The organism is Roseicella frigidaeris (assembly GCF_003258945.1).
GTDB lineage: Bacteria > Pseudomonadota > Alphaproteobacteria > Acetobacterales > Acetobacteraceae > Paracraurococcus > Paracraurococcus frigidaeris.
On record NZ_QLIX01000006.1, the window covers coordinates 33603 to 51452 of the forward strand.

Below are 17850 nucleotides of genomic sequence, written 5' to 3' on the forward strand. Positions count from 1 at the left end.
GTAGACTCACCCGATAGCGTCCCCCTCCACAGCCACAGGGAATGCGCCATGGAACCCTGGAAGCCGATCACGTCGGCGCCGCGGGATGGCAGCACGGTCCTCGCCTATCTGCCGGCGCAGCTCGATCCGGACCGGCGGCAGGATGTCGTGGCGATCTTCTGGGACGCCGCCTGCGGCTGGTCGACCGCCTATAGCGGCGCGCGCCTCGACAGCGAGCCGACCTATTGGATGCCGTTGCCGCCGCCGCCGGGCCAGGCTGCGGCGCCAGCCGCGCCGCGCGGCCGCCGCCGGTCCCCCTCCCCCCGGCCGAATCACCTGCATCCCTGACCCCCGCGACCAGCCTCAACCGGTCGTCGTCTCGGCCCGGATCTCGGCCAGCCAGGGACAGTCAAGCCCCTCGGGGGCGACCAGCGCCGTCTCGACGGCCTCCGCGCCGAGCCGGTGCAGCAGCGCGCCGGTGCGCCGCTCCCCCGGGATGCCGCGCTGCATCTCGGGCTCGCAGACGAAGGAGAGCGGCGGCGCCCAGGCATAGCGCACCGGCCCGAGCTGGAAGCCGTGATGCAGGTGCAGATGGCCTGAGGCGACGAGGCGCAGCGCCGGATGGTCGAGCAGCGGCCGCAGGGCCGGCCGTGCCTCGGGCGCGACGGACCAGTAGTCGAAGCCCGGATCCTCGAGCCGGGTCGTGAAGACGGGGGTGTGCAGGAAGACCGCCAGGCGGCGGTCGCCGAGGCCGGCCGTGGCGTCCCGGATGAAGCCCGCCTGCACCCCCTCCTCCGCCAGCCCGGTGCCCATGACCTCGCTGTTGAGGCCGATGATCCGCCAGCCCGGCAGGTCGCGCCGCCAGGCATCCGGGCCGGCGATGCGGCGGAAGCGCGCCAGCCTTGCGGTCTCCACCGGCTGCGTCGGGCTGGTGCGCGGGTCGCTGCCGACATCGTGGTTGCCGGGCAGCATCAGCACCGGGGCCGGCAGGTCGCGCAGCAGCCCGGCGGCGAATTCCAGATCGGCATCGCCGCCCGCGCCGTCCAGCGACAGGTCGCCCGTCGCCACGACCAGCCCCGGCCGCGCCGCCGCCGCCCAGTCCCGGATCAGGGCGAGGTTGCGCCGGAACAAGGTGTTGCGGGGCGAGAGGTGCAGGTCGGTGATCTGCAGGATGCTGGTCATGCGGCGCCCTCTCGTGACCCGCCAGGATAGTCGCCATCCGGCGCTGAAAGTGAAGGGCAGGAGCGGGACGGCCGGTGCCCAAGGCCCTATCCTGGGTGGAACCCCACCGCATGGCCACCGGCCGGCAAGGACCCTGCCTTGAGCGCGACCACCACCGACGCGGCCCCCGAGCGGGTCCTGCGCGGCGTCCTCCTGATCATCGCCTCGGTCATCCTCTTCTCCGTCTCGGACGCGATGTCGAAGCTGCTGCGGCTGCAGGGCATGCCCGTGGTCGAGATCGCCTGGATCCGCTACATCGTCTTCCTCCTCTTCGCGCTCGGCATCGCCTGGCACGGCCGCGCGATGCGCCTGCGGCCGAAGCGGCTCCGCCTGCAGCTGCTGCGCGGGATCACCCTGGTCGGCTCGGCGGTGCTCTTCGTCGCCGGGCTCGGGCATCTGCAGATCGCCGAGGCGACGGCGATCACCTATGTCTCCCCCGGCTTCGTCACCGCGCTGTCCATCCTCTTCCTCGGCGAGAAGGTCGGCATCCGGCGCTGGGCGGCGGTGCTGGTCGGGTTCATCGGGGTGATGATCGTCATCCGGCCGGGCAGCGGCGCGATCCAGATGGCGGCCCTCTTCCCCCTCGCCTCCGCCTTCTGCTGGGCGGCGACCATCGTCATCACCCGCCGCATGGGCGCCGGCGACCTGACCGAGACAACGGTGCTCTGGTCGGCCGGCACCGGCCTCCTGCTCCTCACCCTCCTCGTGCCCTTCGTCTTCCAGACCCCCAACCTCGCCCAGCTCGGCATCGGGCTGCTGCACGGCGCCTGCGCCTCGGTCGGGCAGTATCTCGTCATCCTCGCCTACCGGCAGGCCGCGGCCTCGGTGCTCGCGCCCTTCTCCTATGTGCAGCTGCTGTTCTCGACCACGCTCGGCTGGCTCATCTTCGCCTCGGTGCCGGATGGCGGCACGCTGCTCGGCGCCGCGGTCATCATCGCCAGCGGCCTCTACACCGTGCACCGCGAGCGGGTGCGGGCGCGGGAGCGCCGGATGCAGGCACGGCATGGCTGAGGGGCGGGGTTGCCGGAGCGCCAGGATCGCCGCACCATGCCGCAGTGCAACAGGCGGGGTGCACGATGCAGCAGGGCGGACAGGCCGGCCGCTTCGCCGGGCGGGTCGCCGTCGTCACCGGCGCCGCGCGTGGCATCGGCGCGGCGACCGCGGCGCGGCTGGCGGCCGAGGGCGCGCGGCTCCTGCTCGCCGACCGGCTGCCGGCGGTGGCCGGGACGGCCGCGGCGATCGGCGCCGAATCCCTCACCCTCGACCTCGCTTCGCGCGAGGCCGGGGAGGCGCTGGCCGCCGCCGCCCTCGGCGCCTTCGGCCGCATCGACATCCTGGTCAACAATGCCGGCATCGGCGGCTCCAGGCCCCTCGCCGACTCGGACGACGCGCTGCTCGAGCGCTTCATCGACACCAACCTGACCGCGGTGCTGCGCGTGACCCGGGCGGTGCTGCCGCATCTGCCGCGGCCGGGCGGGCGCATCGTCTCGGTCTCCTCCGTCTTCGGCCTCGCCGGGGTGCCGGGCACGACGGCCTATGCGGTCGCCAAGGCCGGCATCGCGCAGATGACGCGCCAGCTCGCCGCCGAGCTTGGCCCCGCCGGCATCCTGGTGAATGCCGTGGCGCCCGGCGTCATCGAGACGGCGATGACCGAGGGCCATCTGGCGAATGCCTATTACCACCGCGCGGTGCTTGCCCCGACGCCGCTGCGCCGCGCCGCGAAGCCGGAGGAGGTCGCCGCGGTGATCGCCTTCCTCGCCTCGGAGGACGCCTCCTACGTCACCGGCCAGGTGATCGGCGTCGATGGCGGCTGGCTCGCGGCCCGGCACCTGCCGCGCGAGGAGGATTGACCCGGCGGCCCCTTCGCCGCCCGCCCGGACGAGAGGACAGTGCGATGATCGACATGCGCGTGCGATGGCCGAACGGCGCCCGGGTGGCGGTCGCCCTCACCTTCGACTTCGATGCCGAGACGCTCTGGATGGCGCGCGACCCGGACAACATCCGCCGCCCCGGCATCCTCAGCCAGGGCCGCTACGGCGCCAGGGTGGGCGTGCCGAAGATCCTCGAGACGCTGCGGGATGCCGGCGTCCCGGCCACCTTCTTCATCCCCGGCTGGACGGTCGAGAACCACACCGACCGCTGCGAGATGGTGCTGCGCGAGGGCCATGAGATCGGCCATCACAGCTATTCCCATGCCTGGATCGACCCGGCCTTCCCCGACCAGGAGGTCGAGGAGATGGAGCGCGGGCTCGACAGCCTGAAGCGGGTGCTCGGCGTCACGCCGAAGGGCTACCGCTCGCCCGCCGGCGAGACCAGCGACAACCTGATCCGCCTGCTCGACAAGCACGGCTTCCTCTACGATTCCTCGCTGCTCGACGACATCAACCCCTATCGCCACGCCATGCCGGACGGCCGCCCGGGGCCGGTGGAGCTGCCCTGGCACTGGAGCCTCGACGACGCGCCCTATGCGCTGTTCTCCATCAAGGGGCCGCGGCCGATCTTCACCAACAGCCATATCAGGGAGATCTTCCAGGCCGAGTTCCAGGAGATCCATCGCTGGGGCGGGCTGTACAACCTGGTCATGCACCCGCAGGTGAGCGGGCGGCCGAGCCGCATCGCCCTGCTGCGCGAGATGATCGCCTGGATCCGGGAGTTCCCCGGCGTCTGGTTCGCCACCTGCACCGAGATCGCCGAGGCCTGGGCGACGCATCATGAAGCCCGCTGAGCCGATGCCGCGCCGCGCGGGGCTGCGCCGGCTCGCCGCCGTCCTCGCCCTCGGCGCCCTGCTGGCGCCGGCGGTCGCCCGGGCGCAGCCGCAGGACCGGCCGCTCCGCCTGGTGCTGAATGTCGGGCTGCAGACGCTCGACCCGATCTCCAGCCCGAGCTTCGTCACCCGCAACTTCGCCTACATGGTCTTCGACACCCTGGTCGCCATGGACGGCAAGGGCGGCTACCGGCCGCAGATGCTGGACTCCTGGGAGGCCAGCCCGGACCGCCTGCTCTGGACCTTCCGCCTGCGCCCGGGGCTCGCCTTCCATGACGGCACGGCGGTGACCGCCGCGGATGCGGTCGCCTCCCTCCGCCGCTGGGGCCAGCGCGACGCCATCGGCCGGCGGCTGATGGCGGCGACGCAGGCGATGGAGGTGGTCGATCCGGCGACCTTCACGCTCCGGCTCCAGCAGCCCTTCGGCCATGTGATCGAGGCGCTCGGCAAGCCGAGCGTGCACGTCCCCTTCATCATGCCCGCCCGCATCGCCGATGCGACGCCGCCGACCCAGGCGGCGAAGGAGATCATGGGCAGCGGGCCCTTCCTCTTCGCCAGGGAGGAATGGGTCCCGGGCGAGCGGGCCGCCTTCCGCCGCAACCCCGCCTACCAGCCGCGCGAGGAGCCGGCGGATGGGCTCGCCGGCGGCAAGCGGCCGCTCGCCGCGCGGGTCGAGTTCCTCACCATGACGGATGTCTCGCTGCGCGCCGCCGCCATCACGCAGGGCGAGGTCGACTACCTGGAATACGCGCCCTTCGACTACCTGCCGCGCTTCCGACGCGACAGGAACCTGGTGATCTCGCAGGCGGGCGGCATCAGCCAGATCATGGGCGGCGTCTCGATCAACCACCACCTGCCGCCCTTCGACCGGAACCTGGCGCTGCGCCGCGCCGTGCAGGCCGCGCTCGACCGCAGCGAGATCGTCGCCGCGCATGGGCTGCCGGCGGACATGACCTCGCCCGACTGCGTCTCCCTCTATCTCTGCGGCACACCTTATGCGAGCAAGGCCGGCGGCGAGGCCATCCGCCAGCCGAGCCTCGAACGGGCGCGCGCCCTGCTCCAGGAGGCCGGCTACCGGAACGAGCCGATCGTCCTTCTGCAACCGGCCGATTCGGCGCTGATCAACCCGATGGCGCTGGTGGTGATCGACCGGCTGAAGCGCGCCGGCTTCAACCTCGACGTCCAGACCGCCGACTGGTCCTCGATCGCCGGCCGCTGGGTGGGACGCGAGCCGGTCGAGCGCGGCGGCTGGAACCTGGTGCCGGTGGTCTATACCGGCTTCGACCTCGCCGACCCGCTGTCCAATGTCGGCATCGGCTACAACTGCTCGGGCAACCAGCCCTGGGGCTATTGCGTCGAGGCGATGAAGCCCGTCCTCGACGCCTATGTGGCGGAGGGCGATCCGGCGAAGCGCAAGGCGCTGGCCGCCGAGCTGCAGAGGCTGGCGATCGAGAACGTCACCTTCCCGACCAGCGGCCAGTTCCGCAGCCCGGCGGTCTGGCGCGCCGAGCTGAAAGGCGTGATCGATTTCGGCTTCCCGGTGCTCTGGAACATCGAGCGGGCGAAATAGCGCATCCTTCCGCCGGCCTGCGGCGTGCGGCGGCGCACTTGTCCATCGCCATCGGCCCCGGCACCGTCGCGGGCCCTGGGGAGGGGGCGGCATGGGACGCAGGCTCGTCGTCTTCGCCGACGGCACGGGCAATGCCTATGCCGTCCGCGAGTCCAATGTCTGGCGCCTCTACCAGGCGCTGGACCGCAAGGATTGCGACCAGCTCGCGCGCTACATCAAGGGCGTCGGCACCAGCGGCTTCCGCCCCCTGGCGCTGCTCGACGGCGCGACCGGCTTCGGCGTGCCGGGCAACATCCGCGAGCTCTACCGCTTCCTCAGCTACAACTGGCGCCCCGGCGACGAGATCTGGGCCTTCGGCTTCAGCCGCGGCGCCTTCACCATCCGCAGCCTGATCGGCCTCATCGACAGCCAGGGGCTGATGCCGGCCGAGATCGATGGCCGGCCGGTGACGCGGGCCGAGATGAAGCGGAACGCCATGGCGGCCTGGCGCGCCTACCGGGCCAGCGGCCGGTCCTGGCAGCGCCGCTGGCCGACCATCGCGGCGACCCGCCTGCTGCGCGACGCGATCCTCGGCATCTGGCACCGCCTGCTCCGCCACCGCCCCTACCGCCAGGTGCTCGCGGCACGCCATCCCGATGCCGCCACGCCGAGGCTTCGCTTCCTCGGCCTCTTCGACACGGTCGAGGCCTATGGCGTGCCGATCGGCCTGCTGCGGACGGCGATCGACCAGGCGATCTGGCCGCTCTCCTTCCGCAACCGCCACCTCTCCCCCCGGGTCGAGGCGGCGCGCCACGCGCTCTCGCTCGATGACGAGCGGCTCACCTTCCATCCGGTGCTGTTCCAGCGTCGCGATGCTGCCGATGCCGCGCGCATCCGGGAGCTCTGGTTCGCCGGGGCGCACAGCGATGTCGGCGGCGGATACCCCGACGACAGCCTGGCCGGCGTGCCGCTCGGCTGGATGGCGGAGGAGGCATCCCGGGCGGGGCTGCGCTTCCGCGAGGAGACGCTGGCCGCGGGCCGCACCACCGCCTCGGCCCTCGGCGATGCGCATGAATCCCGGGCCGGGCTCGGCATCTTCTATCGCTACGCGCCGCGCCGGGTCCGCATCGACGGGCCCCGGGGGCCGGAGCCCGCGGACATCCACCCGGCCGTCCTTGCCAGGATCGCCGACGGCACCGATGCCTATGCCCCGGTCGCCCTGCCGCAGGCCGCGCTGCTGCGGCGGGACGGAGCGCCCGCGGCCAGCCTGGCCGGCCTCCTGCCGCAGACCGATGCGCGCGGCAAGGCGGCCGGCGCCGGCAAGCGGGCGCTGATCTGGTGGCGCCGCGCCGCCCATGCGCTGATGGCGCCGGCGAGCCTCGGCGCCCTGTTCGCGCCCTTCCTGGTCGGTCCCCCCGGTGGCGACGGGGCCTATGCCAGGCTCGACGGCGCCGCCTCGGCGCTGCTGGCGCCGCCGATCCTGGCACTGGGGTCCCTCCTGCCGGCGCCGCTGGAGGGCTGGCTGCAACGCCTCGCGGCGCATCCGCTGCCCTCGCTGCTGCTGCTCCTGATCGTCCTCGGCCTCATCGGCTGGAGCGGCGCGTTGCGCGACCGCATCGCGGCGCTGGCGCGCTACGGCTGGCGCCGGGCGCCGATGGAGCAGCCGCCGCCACCGGTCTCCCGCCTGGCCATCGCCATCGCCGAGCGGCTTTGCCGGCTTGGCCAGGCCGCCTGGACGCAGCGTCTGGCCGGGGAGGTCGTGCTGCCGGCTGGGCTGCTGGGGGGGCTCCTGCTGGGAGGGCTCGTCCTGCTGCATCCGGTCGGCCTGGCGCTGCGCACCGAGCTGGGCAGCCTCTGCCCCGCCTCGGCGAGGGTCACGCCCCTCGCGGCCGGCGAGAGCCTCGCGCGGGAGGGCTTCACGGCGGGCGACCCCTGCTGGGCGAGCGGCATCGGGCTGGCGGCCGGGGCGCGGTATCACATCGAGATCGCGCCGGGGATCCCGCGCCCCGAGGCGGAGACGGGCCGCTTTCTGCCCTGGCGGCGCTGGTGGAGCGCCGGCTGGGGGCAGCCCATCGGCCGGGTCGGGCGGGGCAGCCGCGCGGAATGGGTGCTGCAGCCGCTGCCGGATGCGGCGTCGTCCGATGCGACGCCCGTCGCGCCGGGGGTCTTCGTCGCGCGCTTCACCGCGCCGCAGGCGGGCGAGTTCCACCTCTTTCTGAACGGCATGCTGCCCTTCGGCTTCGACCTCGGGCCCGGCCGTGCCGGGAGCGGCGCCACGGCGCGGGTGACGCTGCGGCGCCTGCCCTGACGCCGCGGCCGGTGCCCCCTGCGCGGGCCTGTCGTACGTCCAGGCCCGCCCGCGCCCTGCCCTACCCGGCCAGATGCGGCCGGCGCCAGAACCGGGGCAGCAGCCCGTCCACCGGCCCGAGCAGCACCGAGACCAGCCAGGCCAGCCCGGCCGCCAGCACCACCGCCGGCCCGCTCGGCACATCGGCATGGAAGGAGAGGAGCAGCCCGGCATAGGCGCTCAGCGCGGCGATGGCGACCGCGGCATAGACGATGCCGCCGACCCGTGTCGCCCAGTGCCGCGCGGCGATCGCCGGCAGCATCATCAGCCCGACCGACATCAGCGTGCCGAGCGCCTGGAAGGCGGCGATCAGGTTCAGCACCACCAGCGCCAGGAAGGCCATGTGCCACCAGGCGCCACGCGCCCCGACGGCGCGGGCGAAGCTCGGGTCGAGGCATTCCAGCACCAGCGGCCGCCAGGCCAGCGCCAGCACCGGCAGGGTGAGGGTCGCCGCCCCGGCCATCAGCAGCAGCGCCGCGTCGTCGACTCCGAGGACGCTGCCGAAGAGCAGGTTGGTCAGTTCCACCGCGCCGCCGCGCCAGGAGACCAGGGCGACGCCGAGGGCGAGCGCCACGAGGTAGAGCGCGGCGAGCGAGGCATCCTCCCGCCCCCCGGTCGCCCGCGACAGCGCCCCCGCGCCGACGGCCACCACCAGCCCCGCCAGGGCGCCGCCGAGCGCCATCGCCGGCAGGGAGAGCCCGGCGAGGAGGAAGCCGGCGGCGACGCCGGGCAGGATGCCGTGGCCCAGCACATCGGCGGTCAGGCTCATCCGCCGCAGCATCAGGAAGACGCCGAGCGGCGGCGCGGCCAGGGCGAGCGCCAGGCAGCCGACCAGGGCCCGGCGCAGGAAGCCGAATTCCTGGAACGGGCCGAAGAGCAGGTCGTGGATCAGGCGGCGTCCCGCCGCTGGCACAGCTCGGGCCCGGCCATCCAGGCCTCGGCCATCCGGCGGGCCTGCAGCCGGTTGGCGGCGCTGAGCGCCGCTTCGGTCGGGCCCCAGCCGAGGCAGTCGCGGGCCAGCAGCAGCGCCTCGGGGAATTCGCGCTGGACCAGCTCGAGATCGTGCAGCACCGCGATGACGGTGCGGCCCTCGCCGTGCCAGCGATGCACCATGGCGAGCAGGTCGGCCGCGGTGCGGGCATCGAGCGCGTTGAAGGGCTCGTCCAGCAGGATCACCGGCGCGTCCTGCAGCAGCAGCCGGGCGAAGAGCAGGCGCTGGAACTGGCCGGTCGAGAGGCTGCCGACCGGCCGCGCCTCGAAGCCGCCGAGCCCGACCGCCGCCAGCGCCGCCCGCGCCCGCTCCCGCCCGGCGCGGGTGACCGCCCGGAAGGCGCCGCTCTCGCCCCAGAGGCCGAAGAGCACGAGGTCGAGGCAGGCGATCGGGAAGGCGCGATCCAGCGCCACGGCCTGCGGCAGCAGCGCCACCTGGCCCGCGGCGCCCTCGACCCGGCCCGATTCCGGCTGCTGCAGCCCGGCCAGGGTGCGCAGCAGGGTGGACTTGCCGGCGCCGTTCGGCCCGACCACGGCCGTGAGGCTGCCGGGGGCGAAGCGGCCGGAGAGATGGTGCACCGCCGGCCGCCGGCCATAGGAAACGGTGAGGTCGGTCAGGCGGATCTCGGCCGGCCGCATCATGGCTGAAGCGCCCAGGCCACGCCGACCCAGAGGACCGCCACCGCCGCCGCCGCCAGCAGGAGGCGGGAACCGGCGCCCGAGGACAGGGCAAGCGGGTCGGGGATGCTCAGGGCCATGACGTTATCACATAACATCCTCGGCCGGCGTGGCAAGCCGGCATCGCCCCATCGGAGGCTGTCGTCGGAGGGATGACAACCGGCATGCGATCCGTTAGCGATACCTCTCGGCGCCGTGAAGCAAATTTAGCCTTTTTGTGAGAATGGTGGCCGAGGCAATCAACCTGGAACCGTCGTCTGGGACATGCGTCAGGCGTTCACCGCCCCCCGCGAGCACCGGGTTGCCGGGATGTCACGCAGCGCGATCGCCTCGCCGCGGCTTCGCCCGGCGAGCATGCGGCTGGCCACGCGGCTGGTCCTCATCATCACCACCTCGCTGCTGCCGGTCTTCGCCATGCAGGTGGCCATCGCCTGGGGCCAATGGTCGGAGCGGAAGGCCCAGCTCGGCGATCTGACGATCCAGCAGGCGCAGCTCCTGGCCGGCAACCTCGAAGGCATCGCCCAGGGGGCCCGCATCCTGCTCGGCGCCGCGACCGAGAGCGAGGCGGTCCGCCAGCTCGCCCCCGGCTGCGACCGGCAGCTCGCCCGGCTGCGCCGGCACGCGCCGGGCTACGCCTTCATCGCCCTGGTCGATCCTGCCGGCAACATCGCCTGCGCCTCGGACGGCAAGCTGGCGCGCCTCGACGCCAAGGCCGATTGGATCGCCGCGGCGCGCGCCGCGCAGGGGTTCGAGGCCGGCCGCTACACCCGCACCGCCGGCTCCCCGGACGGGGTGCTGCCCTTCTACCTGCCGGTCGAGACCGCGCAGTCGAGCGGCGGCACGCTGGTGGCAGGGCTGGAGCTCGGCTGGCTGGAGCAGGCCTTGCAGCGCATGAAGCGCGACGGCTCGCCCTTCGTCGGCGCCAGCGTGCTCACCCTCACCGATGCCGAGGGCACCATCATCGCGCGCGACCAGCGGCATGCCGACTTCGTCGGGCACAGCCTGCCCCCGGGCGCGCTGCCGGTGCTGCAGGGCGAGGCTCCCGGGACCATCCGCGTGCCGGGGGTCGATGGGGTCGAGCGGCTGATCGGCTACGTGCCGCCCACCCGGACGAGCTACGGCGTCGCCGCGCTGGTCGGCTTCGAGGAGCCGGAGCTGCTGCACGACATCCGCCGGGCCATGCTGCGCGGCCTGCTCATCACCCTCGGCGGCAGCCTGCTCGCCCTCGGGCTGACGCTGCTGGTCGCGCGGCGCTTCATCGCCCGGCCGACCGAGGCGCTGCTGGCGGCCGCCCGCCGCTGGCGCGCGGGCGACCTGATGGCGCGTGCCCCCGGGGCCGACAACCGCTCGGAATTCGGCCAGCTCGCCGGCGCCTTCAATGCCATGGCGGCGGCGCTGCAGCAGCGCGAGGACGAGCTGCGCCAGCATGCGCAGCTGCTCGAGCGCCATGTCACCGAGCGCACCCAGGCGCTGCAGGATTCACATGCCCGGCTCGAGGCCGAGATCCAGGAGCGCCGCAACACCGAGGCGGCGCTGCTGCAGGCGCAGAAGCTGCAGGCCGTCGGCCAGCTCGCCGGCGGCATCGCGCACGACTTCAACAACGTGCTGCAGGCCGTCCTCGGCGGCGTCGCCCTGATCGGCCGCCGCGCCGGCGACCCGCAGGCGGTGGCCCGGCTCACCGGCATGGTGGAGGAGGCGGCCAAGCGCGGCCAGTCGATCACCCGCCGCCTGCTCGCCTTCTCCCGCCGCGAGGAGCTGCGGGCCGACCGCCTCGATGTCGGCACGCTGCTGGCCGGGCTGCGCGAGGTGCTGGCGGCGACCCTCGGGGCCCGGATCCGGGTGGAGATCGAGGCGCCGGCGGCGCTCCCGGCGGTCTTCGCCGATCGCGGCCAGCTCGAGACGGTGCTGGTCAACCTCGCCACGAACGCCCGCGACGCCATGGAGGAGGGAGGGCGGCTGACGCTCTCGGCCAGCCTCCTCGCCGTGCCCCCGGATGGCGGGCCCGGGCTCGCCCCTGGCCCCTATGTCCGCCTGACCGTCGCCGATACCGGCGCCGGCATGAGCCAGGCGACGCTCGCCCGGGCCGGCGAGCCCTTCTTCACCACCAAGCCGGTCGGCAAGGGCACCGGCCTCGGCCTCGCCATGGCCCGCAGCTTCGCCGAGGGGTCCGGCGGCCGGATGACGATCGAGAGCCGGCCGGGCCGCGGCACCCGGATCTCGCTCTGGCTGCCGGCGATCCGCGATGACGAGGCGCCGCCGGCGCCGGCGCCGCGGGCGCCGGCGCCGTGGGAGGGGGGCTGCGGCCGGGTTCTTCTCGTGGATGACGAACCGGTGGTGCGCGAGGTCCTGGCCGGCCAGCTCGTCGATGCCGGCTACGAGGTCGTCGATGCCGCGGACGGCGCGACGGCGCTGGCCCAGCTGGCGCACGGGCCGGGCTTCGACCTCCTGGTCTCCGACCTGGCGATGGATGGGATCGACGGCGTCACCCTGATCCGCGAGGCGCGCAAGCTGCGGCCGGGCCTGCCGGCCATCCTGGTCACCGGCTATGCCGGCGATGCCGCGGCGCTCGCCATCGGCCAGGAAGTGGATGGCGGCTTCGCCCTGCTGCGCAAGCCGGTGACGGGGAGCCAGCTCATCGACCAGGTCGCCGCGCTGCTCGCCGCCGAAGGCCGGTAGGGCGCCGCGCCGGCGGTCACCGGCGCAGCCCGAGCGTGACCTCCCGGTGCCAGATGAAGAGGCCGCTGGCCACCAGCACCGCCATGCCGAGCAGGTCCCAGCCATCCGGCAGCTCGCTCCAGACCAGCGCGCCGAGGCCCGTGGTCCAGAGGATCGCCGAATACTCGAAGGGCGCCAGCAGGGTCGCCTCGCCGCGGCGATAGGCCTCGGTCATCATCACCTGCGCCAGGGCTGAGATCAGGCCGACGCCGATCAGCAGCCCCCACTGCCCGGGCTGCGGCGGCACCCAGCCGGGCAGCGCGACCAGGCCCGAGACCAGCATCGCGCCGAGCGCGAACCAGAGCACGATGGCGACGTTCGCCTCCCCGGCATCGCCCATCCGCCGGATGGTGATCATGGCGAGCGCCCAGCCGACGGCGCCGAGCAGCACCGCGGCGAGGCCGAGCCAGTGGGCCCCCGCCGCGCCGCCCGGCAGCGTCATCAGCAGCACGCCGCCGAAGCCGGCCAGCACCGCCCCGCCGCGGCGCGGCCCGACCCGCTCGCCGAGCAGCGGGATGGAGAGCAGCGTCAGGAAGAGCGGCATGGTGAAGCCGAGCGCCGTGACCGTCGCCAGCGGCAGCACCGCATAGCCGTAGAAGGCGCCCACCATCCCGAGCAGCCCGCCGGCCAGCCGCACCGCATGCAGGCCGGGATGGCGCGTGCGCAGCGCCGCCAGGCCGCCCGCGCGCCAGAGCAGCGGCAGCAGCGCCGGGAGGGCGAAGAGGTTGCGGCACAGCACCACCTGCGCCAGCGGCACGCTGCCATCGAGCGCCTTCACCAGGGCGCCGGCGAGCGAGAACAGCCCGGCGGCGCCGAGGATCATCAGGATGGCGTGGCGACGGGCGGCGGCGGCCGTCGCGGCAGGCAGGGTGATGGGCGTTCCCGGCATTCCTCGGTTCCTGGGCCGCGGCCCGCGACAGGGACAGCGACCCTCGATGGCCATCCTCCCCCGGGGGCGTTTCCGGCCGGCGGCAATCTGCTCTAGGGTCGCCGCCGCATGAAGGCCAGACCCGCAAAGGCGCCGCCCATCCCGGCGCATCCCGGCGTGACGGTGCTCGAGGACGAGGTCGTCTGGGACGGCCGTTTCCCGCTGCAGCGCGTGCGCTTCACCTATACCCGATTCGACGGCCGCCCCTCCGGCGAGCTGGTCTGGGAGCTGTGGCGCCGGCATGGCGGCGTCGCCATCCTCCCCTACGACCCTTCGGCGGATGCCGTCGCGCTGATCGAGCAATTCCGCCTGCCCGCCCTCGCCGCCGGGCTCGAGCCGGTGATGGTCGAATGCCCGGCCGGGCTGCGCGAGCCGGGCGAGACGCCGGAGGCGGTGGCGCGGCGCGAGACGCTGGAGGAGACCGGGCTGCGCCCCGACCGCTTCGAGCCGATCTGCCGCACCATGCTGCTGCAGGGCGGCTGCGACGAGACCATGCATCTCTTCGCCGCCCGCATCGCCCTGCCGCCGCCGGGCAGCGCCGGGACGCATGGCCTGGCCGAGGAGCAGGAGGATACCCGCCTGCTGGTCGTGCCGGCGGCCGAGGCCTTCGCCATGCTCGACGCCAACCGCATCATGAACGCGACGACCATGCTGTGCCTCTGGTGGCTGCGACACCACCGCGCGCGGCTGCGACAGGACTGGGCCCGATGACGACCGAGCTGCTCTTCCGCACGGATGCCTATTGCGCCGAGGCCGGCGCGACGGTGCTCGCCGCCGGGCCGGAGGGGATCCTGCTGGACCGCACCCCCTTCTACGCCCAGGGCGGCGGCCAGCCGGGCGATGCCGGCACGCTGCGCTGGCCTGGGGGCGAGACGCCGATCCTGCGGGCGGTGAAGGGGCCGGAGGAGACGGTGCTGCACCTGCCCGCCGACGGCGCCCCCCTGCCCGCCGTGGGCACCCCGGTCACCGCCCGCCTCGACTGGGCGCCGCGCCATCGGCACATGCGCATGCACACCGCCCTGCACCTGCTCTGCAGCCTGCTGCCCGGGGCCGGCGTCACCGGCGGGCAGATCGGCACCGAGCGGTCGCGCCTCGATTTCGACCTGGCCGAGCCGCCGGGCCGGGACTGGCTGACCGAGGCGTTGAACCGCCTGGTCGGCGAGGACCATCCGGTGGGCGAGCGCTGGATCACCGAGGCCGAGCTCGACGCCAATCCCGGCCTCGTCCGCACCCTCTCGGTGCAGCCGCCGCGCGGCGCCGGCCGCATCCGCCTGGTGCGCATCGGCCCCGAGGCGGCGCCGGTGGACCTGCAGCCCTGCGGCGGCACGCATGTCCGCCGCACCGGGGAGATCGGCCGCGTCGAGGTGGCGAAGCTCGAGAACAAGGGCAAGCAGAACCGCCGCGTCTACCTCGTCCTGCCGGACCCGGCGGCCGAAGGGGCGGCCGGAGGAGCGGCATGAGGCGCGGCGCGGCGACGGCAGGCCCAGGACAGGGCACCGGACAGGGCGCCAAACAGGGCGCAGGAGAGTGAGCGGCATGGACAACCTGGTCTCGACCGAGTGGCTGGCGGCGGAGCTCGGCAAGCCCGACCTGCTGGTCTTCGACTGCTCGACCTACCTGCCCGGCGAGCCCGGCAGCAAGCAGGAGGGGTTCCGCGCCGCGCATATCCCGGGCGCGCAGCTCTTCGACATCGACCAGATCGCCGATCCGGAGACCGACTTGCCGCATATGGTGCCGACGCCGGCGCGCTTCGCCCGGCTGGCCGGCGAGCTCGGCATCTCGAACGCCGCGCGGCTCGTCTTCTACGACCAGCACGGCCTGCGGTCCTCGGCCCGCGGCTGGTGGATGCTGCGCCTCTTCGGCCATGACGCGGTGGCGGTGCTGGATGGCGGGCTGCCGAAATGGCAGCGCGAGGGACGGCCGGTCGAGACCGGCGAGGGCGCGGCGCGGCCGGCGGCGCGCTTCGTCGCCGATTTCCGGGCGGAGCGGCTGCGCGGCATCGGCGACGTCAAGCGCATCGTGCGCCAGGGCGGCGGCGAGGCGCTGATCCTCGATGCCAGGGCCCGCGGCCGCTTCGACGGCAGCGCCCCCGAGCCGCGCAAGGAGCTGCCCTCGGGCCACATGCCGGGCGCCGCCAACCTCCCCTCCTCCGAGCTGCTGAACCCCGACCTCACCCTGAAGGACCCGGCGACCCTGCACCGGATGTTCGAGGCGGCCGGCGTGACCGCGGAGCGGCCGGTCGTCACCTCCTGCGGCTCGGGCGTCACCGCCTGCGCCCTCGCCCTCGGCCTGGTCCGCGCCGGCTTCCCGGAGCCCGCGGTCTATGACGGCTCCTGGAGCGAATGGGCGGCCCGCCCCGAGACCCCGAAGGTGACCGGCTGATGCCCGACGACATGACCCCGCAGCGCCGCCAGGGCTTCGCCACGCGGATGAGCCATGCCGGGCGCGCCGGCACGCATGTGCATGGCTTCGTGAACCCGGCCGTGCATCGCGGCTCGACCGTCCTGTTCCCGGATTGCGCGGCGCGGCGCGAGGGCGCGAAGCACCGCTTCGAGCAGTACATGACCTACGGCACCCAGGGCGGGCCGACCCACTATGCCCTGGAGGACGTGGTCGCCGAGATCGAGGGCGGCAGCCGCGCCCTCATCCTCGGCACCGGCCTCGCCGCGGTGACCGTGCCGCTGCAGGCCTGGCTGAAATCCGGCGACCACTGCCTGATGCCGGACAGCGTCTATGGCCCGGCGCGCAATTTCTGCGACGGCCTGCTGCGCGGCTGGGGCGTCGAGACCACCTACTACGATCCCTGCGTGGACGAGGCCGGCATGGCCGCGCTGATCCGGCCGAACACGAAGGTCGTCTACACCGAGAGCCCCGGCAGCCACAGCTTCGAGATCCAGGACATCCCGGCCATCGCCCGGGCCGCGCATGCCCGTGGCGCCAAGGTGATGATGGACAACACCTGGGGCATCCACCACTTCCGCCCCTTCGAGAAGGGCGTCGACGTCTCGATCCAGGCGCTGACCAAATATGTCGGCGGCCATTCCGACATCCTGCTCGGCAGCGTCACCGTCAACAGCGAGGAGGATTGGCGGGTGCTGCGCGCCGCCGCCTCGCAGCTCGGCCAGTATGCCTCGCCGGATGATTGCTGGCTGGCGCTGCGCGGCGTGCGCACCATGGCGGTGCGGCTGCAGCGGCAGGCGGCGAGCGGGCTCGAGGTGGCGCGCTGGCTGAGCGCCCGGCCGGAGGTGCTGCGGGTGATGCACCCCGCCTTGCCCAAGCACCCGCAGCATGCGCTCTGGCAGCGCGACTTCTCCGGCACCTGCAGCCTGTTCGGGGTGGTCTTCCAGCCGCGCTACACGCTCGACGACCTCTGCCGCTTCATCGACGGCCTCGCCCTCTTCGGCATCGGCGCGAGCTGGGGCGGCTATGAGAGCCTCTGCATCGCCACCACCGGCAACATCACCCGCACCGCCGGCACCGGCGAATTCGGCGGGCCGATGTGCCGCATCCATGTCGGGCTGGAGGAGCCGGCCGACCTGATCGCCGATCTCGAGCAGGGCCTCGCCCGGCTCGGCGGCTGAACCCGCCCGCGTGGCCGGCCAACGGCTTCGCGGGACCGTCGCTCAGGGGTCCGGGCCAACTGTCGAAGGCGTCGCCGCCCGTTGTCCTGCCGCGGCTTTGCCGCGGCAGGCTGGGACCTATCCAGGGCCCGAGGCGACTGACCGGGGCCCCCGCGACGGCGCGCAGCGACGTCGTGGGGAGCACCTAGAGCAGATCCCGATCAGGTGGATCTCGCCTGATCGGGTGAAGATGCTCTGAAAACAAAAGCCTAGGGCACTTCTCCTGAACCGGTGTCAGGGGAAGTGCCCTAGCGCCGCGAGGCGCGGCCCTGGTAGTAGCCCTGCTGGTAGGCGCGCTGCTGCGACTGCTGGCTCTGGTCGAAGAGGTAGCCGCCGCCGGCGCCGAGGCCGCCGCCGATCAGCGCGCCGAGGCCGGCATCGCCGGCGATCGCGCCGATCAGCGCGCCGCCCGCGGCCCCCGCCGCGCCGCCGGTCAGGGTGCGCTGCTGGGTCGGGTTCAGGTCGCCGCAGCCGGCGAGGCCGAGCGCGAGGAGGGCGGGCAGGAGAACGGTCTTGCGCATGGCGGGGCCCTCAGCGGCGCGTCCGCGGCGCCTGGGCGCGCGGGCAGGGATAGGTGTCGGCGGCGAAGCGGGAGAGGCCGTCCACCGCCCGCTCCTCGGCATATTGCGGATGGCTGCCGGCCCAGGCGACGAAGGCCTGGCGCGCCTGTTCCAGCGTCGGCTCCGGCGTCGGCAGGCAGAACAGCGACCGGCCGCCCGCCCCGGCCGCGGCGACGGATTGGTGGTACTGCCCGGCCCCGACCAGGAAGCCATGGCACCAGGCGACGGCCACGGAATGCAGCGGGTCCTGCGTGCCGGCGCCGCAGAGGGCGGCGAGGTCGCCGGTGCGGCCGCCGCGGAAATTCTGCCGCGTGACCTCGGCCGTGGCGGGCATCGCCGCCAGGGCCAGGCCGAGGGCGAGAACGAGGGATGTGCGTGTCGGCATTCCATGTCTCCCTGCGGGCCTTCCGGCCGCGCTGGCCCAGCAGACACCGGCCGGCCGGAGTCCTGCAACCGGCGCCGGCGAGCCGGGACGACCGGGAGCGTCCCGGCCGGGCGG

Annotated in this window: 17 protein-coding genes; 11 read left to right on the forward strand and 6 right to left on the reverse strand. The window is 73.9% G+C overall.

What is annotated here, in order from left to right; all coding sequences use genetic code 11:
* Nucleotides 1-48 precede the first annotated feature (48 nt).
* Nucleotides 49-327: a hypothetical protein gene (locus DOO78_RS10345; RefSeq protein WP_111469692.1), complete on the forward strand. Its 279-nt coding sequence runs from the start codon at nucleotides 49-51 to the stop codon at nucleotides 325-327.
* A gap of 15 nt (nucleotides 328-342) precedes the next feature.
* On the opposite strand, the gene DOO78_RS10350 is transcribed toward DOO78_RS10345, so the two are convergent.
* A complete protein-coding gene (locus DOO78_RS10350) occupies nucleotides 343-1161 on the reverse strand; it encodes a metallophosphoesterase family protein (RefSeq protein WP_111469693.1) in 819 nt (272 codons plus the stop codon).
* Nucleotides 1162-1299: 138 nt separating this feature from the next.
* Between DOO78_RS10350 and DOO78_RS10355 the strand changes: the two genes are divergently transcribed.
* The 5 genes from DOO78_RS10355 (at nucleotide 1300) to DOO78_RS10375 (ending at nucleotide 7821) form a co-directional block, all read left to right on the forward strand.
* Nucleotides 1300-2211, forward strand: a complete 912-nt coding sequence (locus DOO78_RS10355; RefSeq protein WP_207802857.1) for a DMT family transporter — start codon at nucleotides 1300-1302, stop codon at nucleotides 2209-2211.
* A 65-nt stretch (nucleotides 2212-2276) separates the two neighbouring features.
* Nucleotides 2277-3050 (forward strand): SDR family NAD(P)-dependent oxidoreductase, encoded by a 774-nt coding sequence (locus DOO78_RS10360; protein WP_111469694.1) that lies wholly within the window; start codon nucleotides 2277-2279, stop codon nucleotides 3048-3050.
* A gap of 44 nt (nucleotides 3051-3094) precedes the next feature.
* On the forward strand, nucleotides 3095-3925 hold the full coding sequence (locus DOO78_RS10365) for a polysaccharide deacetylase family protein (protein ID WP_111469695.1): 831 nt from the start codon (nucleotides 3095-3097) through the stop codon (nucleotides 3923-3925).
* Nucleotides 3926-3929: 4 nt separating this feature from the next.
* Nucleotides 3930-5534 (forward strand): ABC transporter substrate-binding protein, encoded by a 1605-nt coding sequence (locus tag DOO78_RS10370; protein ID WP_111469696.1) that lies wholly within the window; start codon nucleotides 3930-3932, stop codon nucleotides 5532-5534.
* Between the two features lie 91 nt (nucleotides 5535-5625).
* Nucleotides 5626-7821 carry a T6SS phospholipase effector Tle1-like catalytic domain-containing protein gene (locus DOO78_RS10375; RefSeq protein ID WP_111469697.1) on the forward strand — a complete coding sequence of 732 codons (2196 nt, stop codon included), beginning with the start codon at nucleotides 5626-5628 and terminating at the stop codon, nucleotides 7819-7821.
* 61 nt (nucleotides 7822-7882) lie between these two features.
* On the opposite strand, the gene DOO78_RS10380 is transcribed toward DOO78_RS10375, so the two are convergent.
* Both DOO78_RS10380 and DOO78_RS10385 read right to left on the reverse strand, forming a co-directional pair.
* Nucleotides 7883-8773 (reverse strand): metal ABC transporter permease, encoded by an 891-nt coding sequence (locus DOO78_RS10380; protein WP_243634496.1) that lies wholly within the window; start codon nucleotides 8771-8773, stop codon nucleotides 7883-7885.
* Nucleotides 8749-9492 carry a metal ABC transporter ATP-binding protein gene (locus tag DOO78_RS10385; protein ID WP_111469698.1) on the reverse strand — a complete coding sequence of 248 codons (744 nt, stop codon included), beginning with the start codon at nucleotides 9490-9492 and terminating at the stop codon, nucleotides 8749-8751. Before DOO78_RS10385 ends, DOO78_RS10380 begins: the two co-directional genes overlap by 25 nt.
* A gap of 345 nt (nucleotides 9493-9837) precedes the next feature.
* Between DOO78_RS10385 and DOO78_RS10390 the strand changes: the two genes are divergently transcribed.
* Nucleotides 9838-12204: an ATP-binding protein gene (locus tag DOO78_RS10390; RefSeq protein ID WP_111469699.1), complete on the forward strand. Its 2367-nt coding sequence runs from the start codon at nucleotides 9838-9840 to the stop codon at nucleotides 12202-12204.
* Nucleotides 12205-12220: 16 nt separating this feature from the next.
* Here DOO78_RS10390 and DOO78_RS10395 read toward each other — a convergent pair whose 3' ends face one another.
* On the reverse strand, nucleotides 12221-13132 hold the full coding sequence (locus DOO78_RS10395; protein WP_111469700.1) for a DMT family transporter: 912 nt from the start codon (nucleotides 13130-13132) through the stop codon (nucleotides 12221-12223).
* Nucleotides 13133-13240: 108 nt separating this feature from the next.
* On the opposite strand from DOO78_RS10395, the gene DOO78_RS10400 reads away from it, so the two are divergent.
* From DOO78_RS10400 to metC, 4 genes are all read left to right on the forward strand, one after another.
* Entirely contained in the window at nucleotides 13241-13882 is a 642-nt protein-coding gene (locus DOO78_RS10400) for an NUDIX domain-containing protein (RefSeq protein WP_111469701.1), read from the forward strand.
* Complete coding sequence (locus DOO78_RS10405) at nucleotides 13879-14631, forward strand: alanyl-tRNA editing protein (RefSeq protein WP_111469702.1); 753 nt, start codon at nucleotides 13879-13881, stop codon at nucleotides 14629-14631. Before DOO78_RS10400 ends, DOO78_RS10405 begins: the two co-directional genes overlap by 4 nt.
* Before the next feature lie 76 nt (nucleotides 14632-14707).
* A complete protein-coding gene (locus DOO78_RS10410; RefSeq protein ID WP_111469703.1) occupies nucleotides 14708-15553 on the forward strand; it encodes a sulfurtransferase in 846 nt (281 codons plus the stop codon).
* A complete protein-coding gene (gene metC, locus DOO78_RS10415; protein ID WP_243634497.1) occupies nucleotides 15553-16752 on the forward strand; it encodes a cystathionine beta-lyase in 1200 nt (399 codons plus the stop codon). Before DOO78_RS10410 ends, metC begins: the two co-directional genes overlap by 1 nt.
* 287 nt (nucleotides 16753-17039) lie before the next feature.
* Here the strand turns inward: metC and DOO78_RS10420 are convergent, their stop codons facing one another.
* Nucleotides 17040-17312 carry a glycine zipper domain-containing protein gene (locus DOO78_RS10420; protein WP_111469704.1) on the reverse strand — a complete coding sequence of 91 codons (273 nt, stop codon included), beginning with the start codon at nucleotides 17310-17312 and terminating at the stop codon, nucleotides 17040-17042.
* A gap of 10 nt (nucleotides 17313-17322) precedes the next feature.
* The gene (locus DOO78_RS10425; protein WP_111469705.1) at nucleotides 17323-17736 is read right to left on the reverse strand and encodes a Rap1a/Tai family immunity protein; all 414 of its coding nucleotides are present in this window, start codon (nucleotides 17734-17736) and stop codon (nucleotides 17323-17325) included.
* Between the last annotated feature and the right edge of the window lie 114 nt (nucleotides 17737-17850).

Excerpts from the sequence above, each read along its gene's own strand:
- DOO78_RS10345 (WP_111469692.1), top strand. The coding sequence starts at position 49 with ATGGAACCCTGGAAGCCGATCACGTCGGCGCCGCGGGATGGCAGCACG.
- DOO78_RS10350 (WP_111469693.1), bottom strand. The coding sequence starts at position 1,161 with ATGACCAGCATCCTGCAGATCACCGACCTGCACCTCTCGCCCCGCAAC.
- DOO78_RS10360 (WP_111469694.1), top strand. The coding sequence starts at position 2,277 with ATGCAGCAGGGCGGACAGGCCGGCCGCTTCGCCGGGCGGGTCGCCGTC.
- DOO78_RS10365 (WP_111469695.1), top strand. The coding sequence starts at position 3,095 with ATGATCGACATGCGCGTGCGATGGCCGAACGGCGCCCGGGTGGCGGTC.
- DOO78_RS10370 (WP_111469696.1), top strand. The coding sequence starts at position 3,930 with ATGCCGCGCCGCGCGGGGCTGCGCCGGCTCGCCGCCGTCCTCGCCCTC.
- DOO78_RS10375 (WP_111469697.1), top strand. The coding sequence starts at position 5,626 with ATGGGACGCAGGCTCGTCGTCTTCGCCGACGGCACGGGCAATGCCTAT.
- DOO78_RS10385 (WP_111469698.1), bottom strand. The coding sequence starts at position 9,492 with ATGATGCGGCCGGCCGAGATCCGCCTGACCGACCTCACCGTTTCCTAT.
- DOO78_RS10390 (WP_111469699.1), top strand. The coding sequence starts at position 9,838 with ATGTCACGCAGCGCGATCGCCTCGCCGCGGCTTCGCCCGGCGAGCATG.
- DOO78_RS10395 (WP_111469700.1), bottom strand. The coding sequence starts at position 13,132 with ATGCCGGGAACGCCCATCACCCTGCCTGCCGCGACGGCCGCCGCCGCC.
- DOO78_RS10400 (WP_111469701.1), top strand. The coding sequence starts at position 13,241 with ATGAAGGCCAGACCCGCAAAGGCGCCGCCCATCCCGGCGCATCCCGGC.
- DOO78_RS10405 (WP_111469702.1), top strand. The coding sequence starts at position 13,879 with ATGACGACCGAGCTGCTCTTCCGCACGGATGCCTATTGCGCCGAGGCC.
- DOO78_RS10410 (WP_111469703.1), top strand. The coding sequence starts at position 14,708 with ATGGACAACCTGGTCTCGACCGAGTGGCTGGCGGCGGAGCTCGGCAAG.
- metC (WP_243634497.1), top strand. The coding sequence starts at position 15,553 with ATGCCCGACGACATGACCCCGCAGCGCCGCCAGGGCTTCGCCACGCGG.
- DOO78_RS10420 (WP_111469704.1), bottom strand. The coding sequence starts at position 17,312 with ATGCGCAAGACCGTTCTCCTGCCCGCCCTCCTCGCGCTCGGCCTCGCC.
- DOO78_RS10425 (WP_111469705.1), bottom strand. The coding sequence starts at position 17,736 with ATGCCGACACGCACATCCCTCGTTCTCGCCCTCGGCCTGGCCCTGGCG.